Origin of the sequence: Sulfuritalea sp. (genome assembly GCF_031426875.1) — a bacterium.
Lineage (GTDB): Bacteria > Pseudomonadota > Gammaproteobacteria > Burkholderiales > Rhodocyclaceae > Sulfuritalea.
Genome location: NZ_JASJPC010000018.1, coordinates 26,302 through 42,675, shown reverse-complemented (window position 1 = coordinate 42,675; position 16,374 = coordinate 26,302). Strand labels below are relative to the sequence as shown.

General features: G+C 64.7%; 13 protein-coding genes. 2 read left to right on the top strand and 11 right to left on the bottom strand.

Annotation, left to right across the window (positions count from 1 at the left end; all coding sequences use genetic code 11):
* Positions 1–5 precede the first annotated feature (5 nt).
* The 5 genes from RMO95_RS07895 to ppx form a co-directional block, all read right to left on the bottom strand.
* The gene (locus RMO95_RS07895; protein WP_310450064.1) at positions 6–617 is read right to left on the bottom strand and encodes an ABC-type transport auxiliary lipoprotein family protein; all 612 of its coding nucleotides are present in this window, start codon (positions 615–617) and stop codon (positions 6–8) included.
* Positions 614–1,561, bottom strand: coding sequence for an MlaD family protein (locus RMO95_RS07890; RefSeq protein ID WP_310450063.1), 948 nt, complete (start codon positions 1,559–1,561; stop codon positions 614–616). The genes RMO95_RS07895 and RMO95_RS07890 overlap by 4 nt, the downstream gene beginning before the upstream one ends.
* Positions 1,562–1,736: 175 nt before the next feature.
* A complete protein-coding gene (locus tag RMO95_RS07885) occupies positions 1,737–2,519 on the bottom strand; it encodes an ABC transporter ATP-binding protein (RefSeq protein WP_310450062.1) in 783 nt (260 codons plus the stop codon).
* A gap of 4 nt (positions 2,520–2,523) precedes the next feature.
* Positions 2,524–3,642, bottom strand: a complete 1,119-nt coding sequence (locus RMO95_RS07880; protein WP_310450061.1) for an ABC transporter permease — start codon at positions 3,640–3,642, stop codon at positions 2,524–2,526.
* A gap of 66 nt (positions 3,643–3,708) precedes the next feature.
* A complete protein-coding gene (gene ppx, locus RMO95_RS07875; RefSeq protein WP_310450060.1) occupies positions 3,709–5,193 on the bottom strand; it encodes an exopolyphosphatase in 1,485 nt (494 codons plus the stop codon).
* Positions 5,194–5,290: 97 nt separating this feature from the next.
* Here ppx and ppk1 point away from each other — a divergent pair, with 97 nt between their 5' ends.
* Positions 5,291–7,375, top strand: a complete 2,085-nt coding sequence (gene ppk1 / locus RMO95_RS07870) for a polyphosphate kinase 1 (RefSeq protein ID WP_310450059.1) — start codon at positions 5,291–5,293, stop codon at positions 7,373–7,375.
* Here the strand turns inward: ppk1 and RMO95_RS07865 are convergent.
* Genes RMO95_RS07865 through RMO95_RS07850 form a run of 4 tightly spaced genes read right to left on the bottom strand, consistent with a single transcriptional unit; the run spans position 7,362 to position 10,254 of the window.
* Positions 7,362–8,252 (bottom strand): S49 family peptidase, encoded by an 891-nt coding sequence (locus tag RMO95_RS07865; protein WP_310450148.1) that lies wholly within the window; start codon positions 8,250–8,252, stop codon positions 7,362–7,364. The two genes, ppk1 and RMO95_RS07865, sit on opposite strands and share 14 nt — an antisense overlap.
* A gap of 43 nt (positions 8,253–8,295) precedes the next feature.
* The gene (locus RMO95_RS07860) at positions 8,296–8,673 is read right to left on the bottom strand and encodes a Rieske (2Fe-2S) protein (RefSeq protein ID WP_310450058.1); all 378 of its coding nucleotides are present in this window, start codon (positions 8,671–8,673) and stop codon (positions 8,296–8,298) included.
* Positions 8,652–9,308, bottom strand: coding sequence for an HAD-IA family hydrolase (locus RMO95_RS07855; RefSeq protein WP_310450057.1), 657 nt, complete (start codon positions 9,306–9,308; stop codon positions 8,652–8,654). Before RMO95_RS07855 ends, RMO95_RS07860 begins: the two co-directional genes overlap by 22 nt.
* Complete coding sequence (locus RMO95_RS07850) at positions 9,292–10,254, bottom strand: RluA family pseudouridine synthase (RefSeq protein WP_310450056.1); 963 nt, start codon at positions 10,252–10,254, stop codon at positions 9,292–9,294. Before RMO95_RS07850 ends, RMO95_RS07855 begins: the two co-directional genes overlap by 17 nt.
* Before the next feature lie 476 nt (positions 10,255–10,730).
* Here RMO95_RS07850 and RMO95_RS07845 point away from each other — a divergent pair, with 476 nt between their 5' ends.
* A complete protein-coding gene (locus RMO95_RS07845; RefSeq protein WP_310450055.1) occupies positions 10,731–13,526 on the top strand; it encodes an Rne/Rng family ribonuclease in 2,796 nt (931 codons plus the stop codon).
* A 218-nt stretch (positions 13,527–13,744) separates the two neighbouring features.
* Here the strand turns inward: RMO95_RS07845 and RMO95_RS07840 are convergent, their stop codons facing one another.
* Positions 13,745–14,215 carry a low molecular weight protein-tyrosine-phosphatase gene (locus tag RMO95_RS07840; protein WP_310450054.1) on the bottom strand — a complete coding sequence of 157 codons (471 nt, stop codon included), beginning with the start codon at positions 14,213–14,215 and terminating at the stop codon, positions 13,745–13,747.
* Entirely contained in the window at positions 14,215–16,287 is a 2,073-nt protein-coding gene (gene uvrB / locus RMO95_RS07835) for an excinuclease ABC subunit UvrB (RefSeq protein ID WP_310450053.1), read from the bottom strand. Before uvrB ends, RMO95_RS07840 begins: the two co-directional genes overlap by 1 nt.
* Positions 16,288–16,374 lie beyond the last annotated feature (87 nt).

The window sequence follows — 16,374 nt, the reverse complement described above, 5'->3', positions numbered from 1 at the left end:
CCTTTCTAGCTTCGACAACGTTCGACAATCGCCGGTTTCTCGCGGGCCAGCTGCCCCAGCCAGTTGCCAAGATCGGCCGCCAGTGCCTGTACGGCCGCACGCGCGGCGGCGGCACCGGCGCCGGCATCGGCCGTGGCCGCCGGCTGCGTGATGAGGAACACCCGCCGGGAGAGTATCTCCGATCCGTGCAGCGGTGTCAGCACGGCACGCGCTTCGAGCACCAAACGGCTTCTTTGCGGATCGTCGAAGCGCTGCTCCAGTTCGTCCAGCACCAGTTGCAGACGGCAGCCGGTGCCGCTGGAACCGGACGGGGTCAGCGCCAGGCGCCGCTTGAGGAACACCTCCAGCAGCTCGGCCGGCGGCGCCGCCCAGCGGCTCTCGCCATAGCTCTGGCGCCGCAGGGGTTCGGCATAGGCGAGCCGGAAATGCATGGCCGTACCGGCGAGCCACGACGCCGTCCGCACCTCGATCGCCGCCAGCGGCAGCGGCGCAGCCGCCTCGGCGATCGACGCGCCCGAACTGCCGAAGTCGTATCGCACCGGCTCGGCCGTGCGCACATTGCCGCCGCATGCCGCCAGCAGGCTTCCTGCAAGAATCATGGCCAGCCACTTGCTCATCGCACCTCTCCCTGTTTGGCCGGGGCGGAAAAGCCCGCTTCTCCGGGGCCGGAACCTGTCTTGCCGCGACCGAACAACAGCATCTGCGGATTGTTTTCGAGGCTGTCGAGCACGCGCGAAAGCTGCCGCGAACTGGTCGCCAGTTCCTGCATCAGGGCGTTGGCGCGCGGCAGGGTGTTGGTCGTCAGCTCGTTTCCGGCACCGGCTGCCAGTTGCTCGAAGCGCTGCGACAGGACGCCCATCGACTTCACCAGCTCGCGCATTTCAGCCGTCAGCGGTGCCGTCTCGCCCGCCGTCTTTTCGACATGCACCAGGATCTGCCGCAGGCTGCGCAAATTGCTTTCCGACAGCGCCTCGCGCACTGCGGCGAGAATTTTCGGCATCTCGCGCAGGCCGTCGGAAGCCTCGGCCAGATTCTCCAGCGTGCGCGCGAGGTTCTGCGCATTCTTCTCGTCGAGCAGCTTGCCCAGGCGCAGCGATACGACGCTGATCTGCTCGACGATGTCGCCGGCCTTGTCGCCCAGCGTCTCGAACAGGGTCGGCTTCAGCGCAATGCGCGGCACCGCGCCGTCCGGCCCGACCAGCGGCTCGATCGACGATCCGTCATCCTCGATCTGCACATAGGCCAGGCCGGTGACCCCCTGATAGCCAAGCGAGGCCGTGCTGCCGCGGGTCAGCTTGAAGCGGTTGTCGACATTGATGCGCACCAGGATCACGCGCGGGTCCGCCTCGTCGGGCTCGATGGCCTCCACCTTGCCGGCGCGAATGCCACGATAGCGGACCTGGGCCTGGACGTTGAGCCCGGTCACGTTGCGCCGCGTTTCCAGCAGGTAGGTCGTGGTCGATTCGTCGCTCTGCCCCAGCCACCAGATGGCAATTGCCGAGGCAATGCCCAGCAGCAGGGTGAAAATGCCGGCAGCCAGCGCGTGAGATCGATTTTCCATGGTCTTTTAACGTGAAATACGTCGCCAAGCGCGCTGTGTAAGGTTCGAGCGCAGCGAGCCGATCAATAGCCTCCCCGTGAGGGGAGGATGGGAGGGGCGGGCCCATTTGCCAGCTTGGGGCCCATCGAAGGTGCGAGATTTCATATTGCAGGGTGGTCCATCGAAGCCATGAGCGTTAGTGTGGCGCCGCCAGCCCGGAATTCTGCAGGGCCCGCACGCTGCGCTCGGAAAGGAAAAAGTTGCGGATGAAGGGATGATCGACTTGAATGATTTCGTCCGTCGTGCCGTAGGCGAGGATGCGCTGCTCGCCGAGTACCGCAACGCGCGTGGAAAGCGCAGCCAGCGTGTCGAGGTCGTGCGTGACCAGCATGACCGTGAGCCCGAGTTCTTCGCCGAGCATGCGGATCAGGCGCACAAAACTGTCGGAGCGGTCGGGGTCGAGCCCGGCGGTCGGCTCGTCGAGCAGCAGCAGCTCGGGTTCCAGCGCCAAAGCGCGCGCCAGCGCGACGCGCTTGACCATGCCGCCGGAAAGCTCGGACGGCATCAGCCGGCCATGGCGCGGCAGCAGTTCCACCATCGACAGCTTGAGCATGACCAGGTCGTGAATCGCATCCTCGTCGTAGCGCTTCAGTTCGCGCAGGGGAAAGGCGATATTGTCGAACACGTTGAAGGCTGAAAACAGCGCCCCGTGCTGGAACAGCACGCCGAAACGCTGGCGCAGCGCTCGCTCGCGCGCCACGCCGCCGCCGAACAGCGGCTCGCCGAAGAGTTCGATGCTGCCCTTGGTCGGCAGCAGCAAGCCGACCACCATGCGCAGCAGCGTGGTCTTGCCGCTGCCGGAACCGCCCACCAGCGAAACCAGCTCGCCGCGCTCGATGTCGAGGTTCAGACCCTGGTGGATCCAGACCTCGCCGAAGCGGGTGGACAAGTCGCGAATGCGGATCACCGGGGCGGTCATGGGCTCAGCCGGGCAGTCCGATGCTGCGCGTGGCGATGGCAAACGCGGCATCGATGATGATGACGATGGTGATCGCCGACACCACCGAGGCCGTCGTGTTGGCCGACAGGCTCTCGGTGTTGGGACGCACGCGCAGGCCGAAGTGGCAGGCCACCAGGGCGACGAACATGCCGAACACCGCCCCCTTGGCCAGGCCGATCCACAGATTGGCCGCCGGCACGACGCGCGGCAGGGTCTGAAAGAAGAAGCCGTAGGAGATATCGAGTTGCAACTGGGCCGAAACCATGCCGCCGATCATCGCGATCGAGGTGCTCCACAGCACCAGCAGGGGCATGGCGATGGTCAGCGCCACCACCTTGGGAAAGATCAGGCGCTGCCCGCGCGGCACGCCCATCGTCGACAGGGCATCGATTTCCTCGGTGACCCGCATCACGCCGAGTTGCGCGGTCATCGCCGAGCCGGAGCGCCCGGCCACCAGAATCGCCACCAGCACCGGCCCGAGTTCCCGCACCAGTCCGAGGCCGATGATATTGACGATGAAGATGTCGGCGCCGAACTGCTTGAGCTGCAAGGCCGACAGGTAGGAAAGCACCACGCCGATCAGGAAGCCCACCAGCGCCGTGACCGGCATCGCGCGCACCCCGCTCTTGTACAGGTTGGCCGAAATCTCGCGGCGCGGCAGGTCGGCGGGATTGCGCAGCACATGCACCAGGTCCAGTCCGAACTGACCGATCAGGGCCACGAAGTCCACCAGATGGCGGCCGATGCCGATCACCGCGGTGCCGACCACCATCGCGCCATGCAGGGGCGACAGCGGTACCTCGGCCGCCCGCGGCTCCTGATCGGCGGCGTCGATGCGTTCGAACACCCGCCGATGTTCGGGCTTGATCAACAGCAGCAGCGGCCAGGCGCGGCCCCAGGCGCGCCACAGCATCATCGCGCCGGCGCTGTCGATCGCCTCAAGGCCCAGGCAGTCCCAACTGCTGTCGGGATCGGCGGCAGCGCCCAGCTCTGCCGACAAAGCGACTGCGCGCAAAGAAGTCGTCGCCAGCGTCCAGCGTCCGGAAAGCCTGACAACGCGTTCGCCATCGCGAACGATTACTTCAATGCGCGCGACGGACATCAGTCAGATGCTTGCGTTGGCAGGTTGATGGAGCCTTGATTATAGTCACGCCTGATTCCGACGACATCAGGGATCGCGCTCGATGCGCAGCTCGCCGCCGATCCCGGTCCATTGCTGCGCCTCGTCGGCCAGGGCCGCCGAGGTCAGCGGCAGGACATTCAGCCCTTCGGCGCCGAGCCGCAGCTGGAAGCCGTTGCGCGTGAATCCCGCGGCGCGCCGCGGCAGCGGTTGATCGTCGCGCGAGCGATGCAGCAGCACCGCGATGCGCAGGCAGAAGATCAGCGTCCATTCCGAGGCCTCGCCGCGCAAGGGCTGGGCGCGCTCCAGCTTGCCGCGGTGCGCCAGCACCAGGCGCGACAGGCGCGCCTGGTCGCGTCGGGAGAATCCCGGCATGTCGGCATTGCCGAGGATATAGGCGCTGTGCTTGTGGTAGCTCGAATGCGCCACGGATATCCCCACCTCATGCAGGCGGGCGGCCCAGACCATGAATTGCGCATCGGGATGCCCGGCCTCCCGGCTCGCGGGAACCAGTTGGTTGAGCAGATCGACGGCGGTATGCGCGACCCGCGCCGCCTGCCGCCGGTCCACCTCGTAGCGCTGCATGAAGCGATTCACCGTCGCTTCGCGCAAATCGTCATGGTGGTAGCGGCCGAGTTGGTCGTAGAGCACGCCGAGCCGCAGCGCACCCTCGGAAAAAGCCATGCGCTCCAGGCCGAACTCCTTGAAGATGGCCGACATGATCGCCAGCCCGCCGGGCAGCACCGGCATCCGGTCGGCCCGCAAGCCCTGCAGGCGCAGGCGCGAAACCTCGCCGGCACGCAGCAGTTCGCCGCGCAGCAGCTCCAGTCCGTCGCGCGTCAGGCCGTGATCGGAAAAGCCGTTCATTTCCAGCAGATCGACAATCGCCTTGGCCGTACCCGAGGAACCGATGGCTTCGTCCCACCCCGTCTCGCGGAAGGCATGGACGATGGTCTGCAGTTCGCGCCGCGCCGCGAGCTCAGCTTCCTTGAAGGAGCGCTTGTCGACCCGCCCTTCCGGAAAAAACCGCAGGCTGAAGACGACGCAGCCCATGTAAAGAGATTCCAGCCGGATCGGATCGATGTTCTGGCCGATGATGAATTCGGTCGAGCCGCCGCCGATATCGACCACCAGTTGGCGCGTCTTCGGATTGGCGAGGGTGTGTGCAACGCCGAGATAGATCAGGCGCGCCTCTTCGCGGCCGGCGATCACCTCGATCGGGAATCCCAGCGCCGCCTCGGCCTTTTCCAGGAAAGCTTCGGCGTTCTTCGCCACCCGCAAGGTGTTGGTGGCCACCGCGCGCACGGCCCCCGGGGCGAAATCGCGCAGGCGCTCGGCGAAGCGCGACAACGCCTCGATGCCACGCTGCTGGGACGTCGTGTCGAGTCGCTTGTCGGCCGTCAGGCCCGCCGCGAGCCGAACCGACTCCTTGAGCCCATCGAGGGGATAAATCTGGCTGGCCACGACTCGCCCCACTTGCAGCCGAAAGCTGTTGGAGCCGAGATCCACCGCGGCGATCAGTTCGTAGGCCATGCCGCGATTCTACCTCGCGCCAAAAGTTTGGCTCCTGTCATCCTGCGGTCACAAAACTGACACATAATTATCCGCTTCGAATTATCCGGAAGCCCCCATGCCGACCCCGCGTCGATTTCCCGCAGAGCAGTTCCTCAACCGCGAACTGTCCCTGCTCGCCTTCAACCAACGCGTGATCGCCCAGGCGGCCGACAACCGGGTGCCCCTGCTGGAGCGGCTGCGATTTCTGTGCATCGTCTCGTCGAATCTCGACGAATTTTTCGAAATCCGCGTCGCCGGCCTCAAGGAACAGCTCAAGCTCGGCAGCCATGCCGCGGGCGCCGACGGCATGCCCCCGCTCGAGGTCTTCCGCCGCGTCACGGAACAGGCGCATCAACTGATCGGCGAACAGTACGCGCTGCTCAATGACGAGATACTTCCCGCGCTGGAAAAAGAAGGCATTGCGTTTTTCCGCCGCAGCCTGTGGACCAACGAACAGCGCGCCTGGATCCGCGATTACTTCCACAAGGAAGTCATGCCGGTGCTGACCCCGATCGGGCTCGATCCCTCGCATCCCTTCCCGCGCGTGCTGAACAAGAGCCTCAACTTCGCCGTCGAACTGGAGGGCACCGACGCCTTCGGCCGCAGTTCGGGCGCTGCCATCGTCCAGGCGCCGCGAGCCTTGCCGCGGGTAATCCGGCTGCCGAAGGAACTTTGCGGCGTCGATTACGGTTTTGTGTTCCTTTCCTCGGTGCTCCATGAATATGTCGATGAGTTGTTCACCGGCATGCACGTGCTCGGCTGCTACCAGTTTCGCGTCACGCGCAATTCCGACCTGTTCGTCGACGACGAGGAAGTCAAGAACCTGCGCATCGCGTTGCAGGGCGAACTGCCGCAGCGTCACTTCGGCGATGCGGTGCGCCTCGAAGTGGCCGACAACTGTTCGGAGATCATGACCGACTTTCTGCTGCAGCAGTTCGGCCTGGAACGCAGCGACCTGTATCGCGTGCCGGGCATCGTCAATCTGGTGCGGCTGATGTCTATACCCGACCGGGTGGATCGCCCCGACCTGATGTATGCGCCCTTCCAGCCGGGCCTGCCCAAGGTGCTGACCAAGCGCTACGACATTTTCGCCAGCATCCGCAAGCATGACATCCTGATGCATCACCCGTTCCAGTCCTTCACCCCGGTGATCCAGCTGCTGCAGCAGGCTGCGGACGACCCGCTGGTGGTGGCGATCAAGATGACCGTGTATCGCACCGGCACCGACTCGGTGCTGATGGAGCATCTGCTGCGCGCCGCGGAAAAGGGCAAGGAAGTGACGGTGGTGGTGGAGCTGATGGCGCGTTTCGACGAGGAGGCGAATCTGTCGATCGCCGCCCGCCTGGAGGAAGTCGGCGCCCATGTGGTGTACGGCGTGGTCGGCTACAAGACCCACGCCAAGATGCTGATGGTCTTGCGCCGCGAGGATCACGGCTATCGCCGCTACATCCATCTCGGCACCGGCAACTACCACCCGCGCACCACGCGCTTCTACACGGATTTCGGCCTGCTCACGTCCAATCCGGAAATCGGCGAGGATGTCAATGAGGTGTTCAAGCAGCTAACCGGCCTGGGCAAGGCCGGCGCACTGAAGCACTTGTGGCAGGCCCCTTTCTCGCTCCACTCGAAAATGCTGGGCGCGATTCAGGCCGAGATCGAGGCCGCCCGCGCCGGCAAGTCGGCGCGCATCATCGCCAAGATGAACTCCCTGCTTGAACCGGAAATCATTACGGCCCTGTACGAAGCCGGCCAGGCCGGCGTCAAGGTCGATCTGATCGTGCGCGGCGTCTGTTCGCTGCGTCCCGGCGTCAAAGGCCTGTCCGAGAACATCCGTGTGCGTTCGGTGATCGGGCGTTTCCTCGAACATCACCGGATTTTCTATTTCCACGCTGGCGGCCAGCAGAATATCTACCTGTCCAGCGCCGACTGGATGGAGCGAAATTTCTTTCGCCGCATCGAGATCTGTTTTCCGGTGCTGGAGCCCAAGCTCAAGCAGCGCGTGCTCAAGGAAGGGCTCAAGCCCTACCTGGCCGACAACTGTCAGGCCTGGGAAATGGACAGCAGCGGCGAATACCGCATCAAGCCGACCAAACGCCCCCGCATGAGCGCCCAGGAACGCCTGTTGAAGGACATGGGGGTCAGTGCCGTCAGCGTAACGTGACGCGCGTCATCACGTTCGCCATGCCCTCGGCCATGTCGGCGCCGAACTGCTTGGCGAATTTCTCGGCGAAGTTCTGCTTGACGCTGAAATCGCGTATTTCGCTGGCCTTGAACACATCGCGTGCAACGCTGTCGACCGTGCCGTAACCATCGGCCAGCCCGAGTTCGATGCTCTTGGCGCCGCTCCACATGAGGCCGGAGAACATCTCGGGGGTTTCCTTGAGGCGCTTGCCGCGGCCTTTTCTGACCACATCGATGAACTGCTGGTGAATTTCACCCAGCATCTGCTTGGCATGATCCTTGTGACTTTCGTTTTGCGGCGAGAAAGGATCGAGAAAACCCTTGCTCTCGCCGGCGGTCAGCAGGCGGCGCTCGACACCGAGCTTTTCCATGGTGCCGGTAAAACCGAAGCCATCCATCAGCACACCGATCGAGCCGACGATGCTGGCCTTGTCCACGAAGATCTTGTCGGCCGCCGCCGCCACGTAGTAGCCGCCTGAGGCGCAGACGTCCTCGACCACGACATGCAGGGGAATCTCCGGATGCGCGGCACGCAGGCGGCGCATTTCGTCGTTGATGATCCCGGACTGGACCGGGCTGCCGCCCGGGCTGTTGATGCGCAGGATCACGCCGACAGTATGCTTGTCGTCGAAAGCCGCCTGCAGGGCGGTGATGATATTCTCGGCGTTGGCATCGCCCTTGGCCTTGATGACCCCGTTCAGATCGACCAGTGCCGTGAACTTGGCGCCATCGGCGAACTTCTCGGTTTGTCCCCATTCCAGTGCCAGACCAAGAATGACCACCAGGTAGCCAAAGCCGAGCAATTTGAAAAAGATACCCCAACGGCGACCGCGACGCTGCTCGGCGAGCGCCTCCATGGCCAGTTTTTCCAGCACCTTGCGTTCCCACTGCTGATCATTGCTATCCGACACTTTGCCTGCCTTCCTCAATCAAGAATATTTGCCCCCCGTCCTCAAGCACCGACAAGGCGACCAGCCCTTTGCCATTGCAGCGTCCGCCCATGCAATGCCCGGAATCCGGGGCGTAGAGCGCGCCATGCGTGGCGCAAATCAAGTATAAGCCTGAATGATCGAAGAACTCTCCTTGCTGCCAGTCCAGTTCGACCGGAATATGGCCGCAACGGTTCAGAAATGCGTGGACCTGCCCGCGATAGCGCACGGCGAAAGCCGGCTCCGCAATCCCCGATCGATCGACCGTGAAGCGCAGGCCATGGCCGCCGTCGACCAGTGCATCGCTGTCGCAGATCAGGCGCCGGTTCAGGCCTGCTGTCGCAGCCACGCCGCCAGTTCGGCCACATTGGCCGCACAGTAAAGTGGGGTTTCCGCCTCCAGGCTTTCACGCGGATGCGCACCATAGGCCACGCCGAGCGCCGCAACCCCCGCATTCCTCGCCATCAGCAGATCGTGCGTGGTGTCGCCGATCATCAGGGTGGCCTCCGGCTCGACGCCGAATTCGGCCATCAATTCCTCCAGCATCTGCGGATGCGGCTTCGAATGGCATTCGTCGGCGCAGCGCGAGGCCTGGAAACGCGGACCCAGCCCGCTGACCTCGAAAGCCCGATCCAGCCCCTTGCGCGTCTTGCCCGTGGCAACCGCAAGCATGTGTCCTGCCGCGGTCAGTTCGTCGATCAGCTCCACTGCGCCATCGAACAGCAGCAGATCCTGATCCTGCGCCAGATAGTGATGCCGATAACGCTCCGCGACCGCCTGGTAGCGTTCCGTCGGCAAATCCGGCAGGGCGTGGCGCAAGGCGTCGATCAGTCCCAGCCCGATGATGTGGCTGGCGCGTTCGTCGCTGGGCGGAGGAATGTCGAGATCCCGCGCCGCAGCCTGGATGCTGGCAACGATGGCGCCGGTGGAATCCATCAGGGTACCGTCCCAGTCGAAGACGATCAGTTCAAAACGTTTGGCCATAAGTCCTGGTTTCGTTCTTGTCGAGTTTTTCGGTGAAGCTGCGCAATTCGTCCGGCAGGGGCGCTGCGAGTTCCACCGGCGCACCCGAAAGTGGATGCGGCAGTGCCAACTTGGCGGCATGCAGGAACATGCGGCCGAGCCCGGTTTTCTGCAAGGTCTTGTTCAGGGAAAAATCGCCGTATTTGTCGTCGCCGGCGATCGGAAAGCCCAGATGCGCGAGGTGCACCCGGATCTGGTGGGTACGCCCGGTCTTGAGTTCGACCTCGACCAGACTGAAGTTCTCCCAGCGGGCGACCAGCCGCATGATCGAATGCGCGGCCTTGCCCTCGGGATTCACGCTGACCCGCCGCTCGCCCTCGGCCGTCAGATACTTGAGCAAAGGCAGGCGCACATGCTGCAGTTCGTTGCGCCAGCGCCCCTTGACCAGGGCCAGATAGCGTTTGGCTATTGCACCGTCGCGGAACATGTCATGCAGCCTGGTCAGCGCGGCGCGCTTCTTGGCCACCACCAGCAGGCCCGAAGTGTCGCGGTCGAGCCGGTGGGCCAGTTCGAGAAACTTCGCCTGCGGCCGGGCCCGGCGCAGCTGTTCGATCACACCGAAGGACACGCCGCTGCCGCCATGGACCGCGACGCCGGCCGGCTTGTCGATCACGATGAGCGCCTCATCCTCGTAGGCAATTTCAAAATCGCGTGCCGGAACAGCGGCTTGCGACGGCCGCTCGGCGGTTCGCATGGGCGGCACGCGCAAGCGGTCGCCGATCTTGAGCCGGTATTCCGCCGGCACCCTGCCCTTGTTCACCCGTACTTCGCCGCTGTGCACGATGCGATAGATATGGCTCTTCGGTACGCCTTTGGCGATACGCAGCAGAAAATTGTCGATACGCTGGCCTTCGGCCTCCTCGCCGACCTCAAGCCACGTAACCGAATCTTTGCTTAAGTCCTTCATTTGCAATATACTGCTCGCTTGGTTAGCCGTCCCGTGACGGTGTGCCCGGCGGCCCGAAGTGGCGTCGGTGGCACGGCTCCCGGGGGGTTGTTGCCGTCAGTGCAGCGTCGCTTGTCAGCGATCAAGTGCATAGCGGCGACAAGGGCGCGAAAGCAACAGGAAACAACCGCCGGAACTCACAACTCCGACCGGTAACGCGACCAGCTGACCTCAGGGTGTTTCGCTCGCCCGAAAGAGCGATACTACTAGATTGCGCGCTACACACGCACAGATTTGGGCACAGATTGCCGGACGCTGACTGCTAGTCAGCGCCCGCCTTACCGAAGACAAGTCATCAACCCCGTTTGCCACGCTAAACCTTAGGCACCATGAAACTGCCAAACCAACCGCAAACCCGAGTCACACCGCCCGCATCCTGACGCCCGCGGTGTGCGACTTGTCGTGCCCTCCTGCAGTGAATGCGCGCGGGAGCACACATGAAACGCATGCTTTTCAATGCGACGCAGGCTGAGGAACTCCGCGTCGCGATCGTCGATGGTCAGAAGCTGATTGACCTCGACATCGAATCAGCCAACAAAGAGCAGCGCAAGAGCAACATCTACAAGGCCGTCATCACGCGCATCGAGCCCAGCCTCGAAGCCGCCTTCGTGGACTATGGCGCCGAACGTCACGGCTTCCTGCCGTTCAAGGAAATTTCCCGCACCTATTTCAAGCCCGGCGTCGACGCCGGCAAGGCGCGCATCCAGGACGTGCTCAGCAACGGCCAGGAACTCATCGTCCAGGTCGAAAAGGACGAGCGCGGCAACAAGGGCGCGGCGCTGACCACCTATGTCTCGCTGGCCGGCCGCTACCTGGTGCTGATGCCGAACAATCCCCGTGGCGGCGGCGTTTCGCGCCGTGTCGAGGGCGACGACCGCCAGGAATTGCGCGAAATCATGGACCAGCTCGTGGTTCCCAGCGGCACCAGCCTGATCGCCCGCACCGCCGGCATCGGCCGCAGCCTCGAAGAACTGCAGTGGGACTTGAACTACCTGCTGCAACTGTGGACCGCCATCGACGGCGCGGCCAAGGCCCAGAGCGGCGCCTTCCTGATCTACCAGGAATCCAGCCTGGTGATCCGCGCCATCCGCGACTACTTCCACTCCGAAATCGGCGAGATCCTGATCGACACCGACGACATCTTCGAACAGGCGCAGCAGTTCATGGCGCACGTGATGCCGGGCACCGTGAATCGCGTCAAGCGCTACCACGACGACGTGCCGCTGTTCTCGCGCTTCCAGATCGAACATCAGATCGAATCGGCCTACTCGCGCCAGGTCACGCTGCCTTCGGGCGGCGCCATCGTCATCGACCATACCGAAGCCCTGGTCTCGGTCGACGTCAACTCGGGCCGCGCCACCAAAGGCAGCGACATCGAGGAAACGGCGCTGCGCACCAACTGCGAAGCCGCCGACGAAATCGCCCGCCAGTTGCGCCTGCGCGACCTCGGCGGCCTGATCGTGATCGACTTCATCGACATGGAATCGACCAAGAACCAGCGTGAAGTCGAGAACCGCCTGCGCGACGCCCTGCACTTCGACCGCGCCCGGGTCCAGACCGGCAAGATCAGCCGCTTCGGCCTGCTCGAACTGTCGCGCCAGCGCCTGCGTCCGGCGCTTGCCGAAACCAGCTACATCACCTGCCCGCGCTGCACCGGCACCGGCCACATCCGCAGCACCGAATCGGCCGCGCTGCACATCCTGCGCATCCTCGAAGAGGAATCGATGAAGGAAAACACCGGCGCCCTGCATTGCCAGGTCCCGGTGGATGTCGCCACCTTCCTGCTCAACGAAAAGCGCGTCGACATCTCGCGCATCGAGATGCGCCACCGCGTCAATCTGGTGATCGTGCCCAACCGCCACCTGGAGACGCCGGCCCATGAAATCGTCCGCCTGCGCCACGATCAGCTGAATGCCGAGGGCGTCGTCCTCGCCAGCTACCAGATGGCGGAAAAGCCGATCGAGGAAGCCTATCAGCCGCCCTCGGCCAACGCCGAAGCCAAGCCGGTCAAGATCGAAGCCGCGGTCAAGGGCATCACGCCCGACCAGCCGGCGCCGATCGTCGAGCCGAAGGCCGTTGCGCCCGTCGCCCAGCCCGTGGCGGCCCGCGAAGCCGGTTTCTTCAGCAAGCTGGTGTCCTTCTTCACCGGCGGCGCGACGCCCGCGGCACCGGCACCTGCCGAAGCCAAGGCCGACCGGCCGCCGCGCCGTGAAGGCTCGCGCGACCGCAATCGCGATGGCAATCGCGAAGGTGGCCGTGGCGGCCGCGATCGCAATGGTCGTCGCGACGGTCGCGACAACCGCGAAGGCGGCGAGCGCAAGGAACGCGGCGAGCAGACTCCGCGCCCGCAAGGCAAGCGCGACGAGACCCAAGGCGAAACGGGCAACCGCAAACCGCGCGAGCCGCGTGAGCCACGCGAGCCGAGGGAACCCAAGGAGGCCCGCGAACCCAGGGAAGCCCGGGAGCCGAAGGAAGTCCGCGAACCGCGTCCGCCACGCGAGCCGCGCGAACCGCGTCCGCCGCGTGGCGAGGCCGCCCAGAATGGCGTGTCGCCAGCGCCAACTCCCGGCAACGAAGGCGCCGGCCAGGAAGGCGAAGCCCGCAGCGGACGCCGCAGTCGCGGCCGCGGTCGTGGCCGTGGGCGCAGCGAGGAAGGCAGCACGACGGAAGCCGCAGCTGAAGGATTCGTTGCCGTTCAGGCCACCGCGCCCGTCACCGACGAAGCCGGCATCGCCGTGGCTATGCCTGCGGCAGCAATCGAGCCGGTAAGGGCTCCGATAGCCGAAGCGGTCCCCACAGCAGTCCAGGAGCAGGTCGCGACGCCAGTTGTTGCAGCCGAAGTCCCGGCCGAAGCCGCGGCGCCTGCCGCGCCTGAAGTCGAGATGTCGGTGGCTGCCGTCGTGGCGGAGCCTGTCGCACCGGTGGCACCTGTCACCGCGCCGGCACCTGTGGCGCCAGCGCCGCAGCCCATCGTGGAAGCCGCACCGCAAGCCGCGGCGGCCCCTGAGCCCGTGGCGGCTGCCGATCCGATCATCGTGCCGCCGGCACCGCAGCCCGCCCCGGTCGATGTCAAGGAATCCCTGCAGCAGGTCGGCCTGGTGATGATCGAAACCAGCCATGCGGCACCGGTCGCGAACACCTTCGCCCCGACACAGCCTCTTGGCCGCAAGCCGAAGGCGGCGCCGGTGATCCCCAACGAGCCGCTGCAACTGGTGGAAACCAAGCACGACTGAGGCGTTTTCAAGGTGGGGTGTGGGCTGGAGGGCGGACCGGGCGGGCTGTAGGGCGGACTTCAGTCCGCCATCCACCCTGGCCGGTTGAAACCGGCCCTACACCGCCATCCACCGCTGGCCGACTGAAGTCGGCCCTACAACGCCATCCGCCCCTGGCCGACTGAAGTCGGCCCTACAAGGCCTGTTCAACGGGCGCCCTCGGGCGCCCGTTGTTGCGTTCACCTGGCGGCGAACTGGCGGATCAATTGGCTTGCCGCATCCTCCACCAGGTCGAGCACATGCTCGAAGCCCTCGGCGCCGCCGTAGTAGGGATCGGGCACCTCGGTCAGGTCGAAGCGTTCGCTGAAATCGAGCATCAGTCCCAGCTTGTTCCGGTGCTGCGGCGGACAGGCGCGCAGCAACGCTGCCAGATGGTCGGGGCCCATTGCCAGCACGCGGTCGAAGCGAATGAAATCGAACTCCGTCACACGGCGTGCGCGCAGAGACGCCAGATCGTAGCCGCGACGCCGCGCCGCGGCGATGCTGCGCGGATCGGGCGGCTCGCCGACATGGTAGCCATGGGTGCCGGCCGAATCGAATTCGAACAGCTGCGCCACACCCTGTTCTACCGCCAGGCCGCGCGCCACGCCTTCCGCGGTCGGCGAACGACAGATATTGCCGGTGCAGACGAACAGTATCTTGTGCAGCATCAGGCGGCGTCTCCGGGCGCATCGTGCGCCTCGCCGCCGAAGGCCAGGCGCTGGATACGGAACAATTCGTCGCGCGCCGCCGCGGCTTCCTCGAATTCCAGGTTCTTCGCGTGTTCCTGCATGGCCTTCTCCAGTCTGCGGATCTCGCGCGCCAGATCCTTTTCGCTCATCACCTCGTAGCGCGCCGCCTCCTGCGCCGCCTTGAGATCGCGCACCGCCGTGTCGGCATCGTACACGCCGTCGATCATGTCCTTGATGCGCTTCCTGACACCGACCGGCGTGATGCCCTCGGCCTCGTTGTGCGCCAGTTGCTTGGCCCGGCGCCGTGCGGTTTCGCCCATCGCGCGCTGCATCGAGTCGGTGATCCGATCGGCATAGAGCACCGCGGTGCCGTTGAGGTGGCGCGCGGCGCGGCCCATGGTCTGGATCAGCGAGCGCGTCGAACGCAGGAAGCCTTCCTTGTCGGCATCGAGGATCGCCACCAGCGACACCTCGGGAATGTCCAGGCCCTCACGCAAGAGGTTGATGCCGACCAGCACGTCGAACTCGCCCAGGCGCAGGTCGCGGATGATCTCGACGCGCTCGACGGTGTCGATGTCGGAATGCAGATATCTGACCTTGATCCCGTTGTCACCCATGTACTCGGTGAGTTGCTCGGCCAGGCGCTTGGTCAGCGTCGTCACCAGCACCCGCTCGCCGGCGGCGATGCGCTTCTTGCATTCGCTGAGCAGGTCGTCGACCTGGGTGCTGGCCGGGCGCACCTCGACCACCGGATCGACCAGCCCGGTCGGCCGCACCAGCTGCTCGACCACCTGGCCCTGATGCTTTTCCTCGTAGTCGGCCGGCGTCGCCGAGACGAACACCGTCTGCGGCATCAGGCGCTCGAATTCCTCGAACTTCAGCGGCCGGTTGTCCAGCGCCGACGGCAGGCGAAAGCCGTAGTCGACCAGGTTTTCCTTGCGCGAGCGGTCGCCCTTGTACATGCCGCCGACCTGCGGGACGGTCACATGCGATTCGTCGACGAACATGATCGCGTCATTGGGCAGATAGTCGTAGAGCGTCGGCGGCGGCTCGCCGGCCTGGCGCCCGGAGAGGTGCCGCGAGTAGTTCTCGATGCCCTTGCAAAAGCCCAATTGATCCAGCATTTCGAGGTCGAAGCGGGTGCGCTGTTCGATGCGCTGGCATTCGACCAGTTTCTGGTTGGCCTGGAAGAACTCGATGCGCTGGCGCAGTTCCTCCTTGATCGCCTCGACCGCTTTGAGCACCGTCGCGCGCGGCGTCACGTAATGGCTGGACGGAAAGACCGTGAAGCGGCCCAGCTTCTGCCGCGTGTGGCCGGTCAGCGGATCGAACAGCGTCAGCGATTCCAGCTCGTCGTCGAACAGCGTGATGCGCACTGCGCTCTCGGCGTTCTCCGCCGGAAAGACGTCGATCACGTCGCCGCGCACGCGATACACGCCGCGCTTGAAGTCCATCTCGTTGCGCTCGTACTGCATCTCGGTGAGCCGCCGGATGATCTCGCGCTGGCCGATCTTCTCGCCGACCCGCAGGTGCAGGATCATGCTGTGGTAATCGACCGGATCGCCGATGCCGTAGATCGCCGACACAGTGCACACGATCACCACGTCGCGCCGCTCCAGCAGGCTCTTGGTCGCCGACAAACGCATCTGCTCGATGTGCTCGTTGATCGACGAATCCTTCTCGATAAACAGGTCGCGCGAGGGCACGTAGGCCTCGGGCTGGTAGTAGTCGTAATAGGAAACAAAGTACTCGACCGCGTTCTCCGGAAAGAACTCGCGGAACTCCGAATACAACTGCGCCGCCAGCGTCTTGTTCGGCGCCAGCACCAGTGCCGGCCGGCCCAGCCGGGCGATGACGTTGGCCATGGTGTAGGTCTTGCCCGAACCCGTGACGCCGAGCAGGGTCTGGAAGGACAGGCCGTCGTTGAGGCCCTCGGTCAGCAGGCGGATCGCCTCGGGCTGGTCGCCCGCCGGCGGGAAGGGCTGGTGCAAACGCCAGGGGCTGCCCGGAAACTCGACCACGCGCCCCTTCAACTCATGAATTTCAGCCATAACCTGTTTATTTACTTATGGAAACCCGGGAAAAACCTGATCGAAAGCGCTGCGCCGATCGGGTATTATTGCGCGCTTCGCACGGCA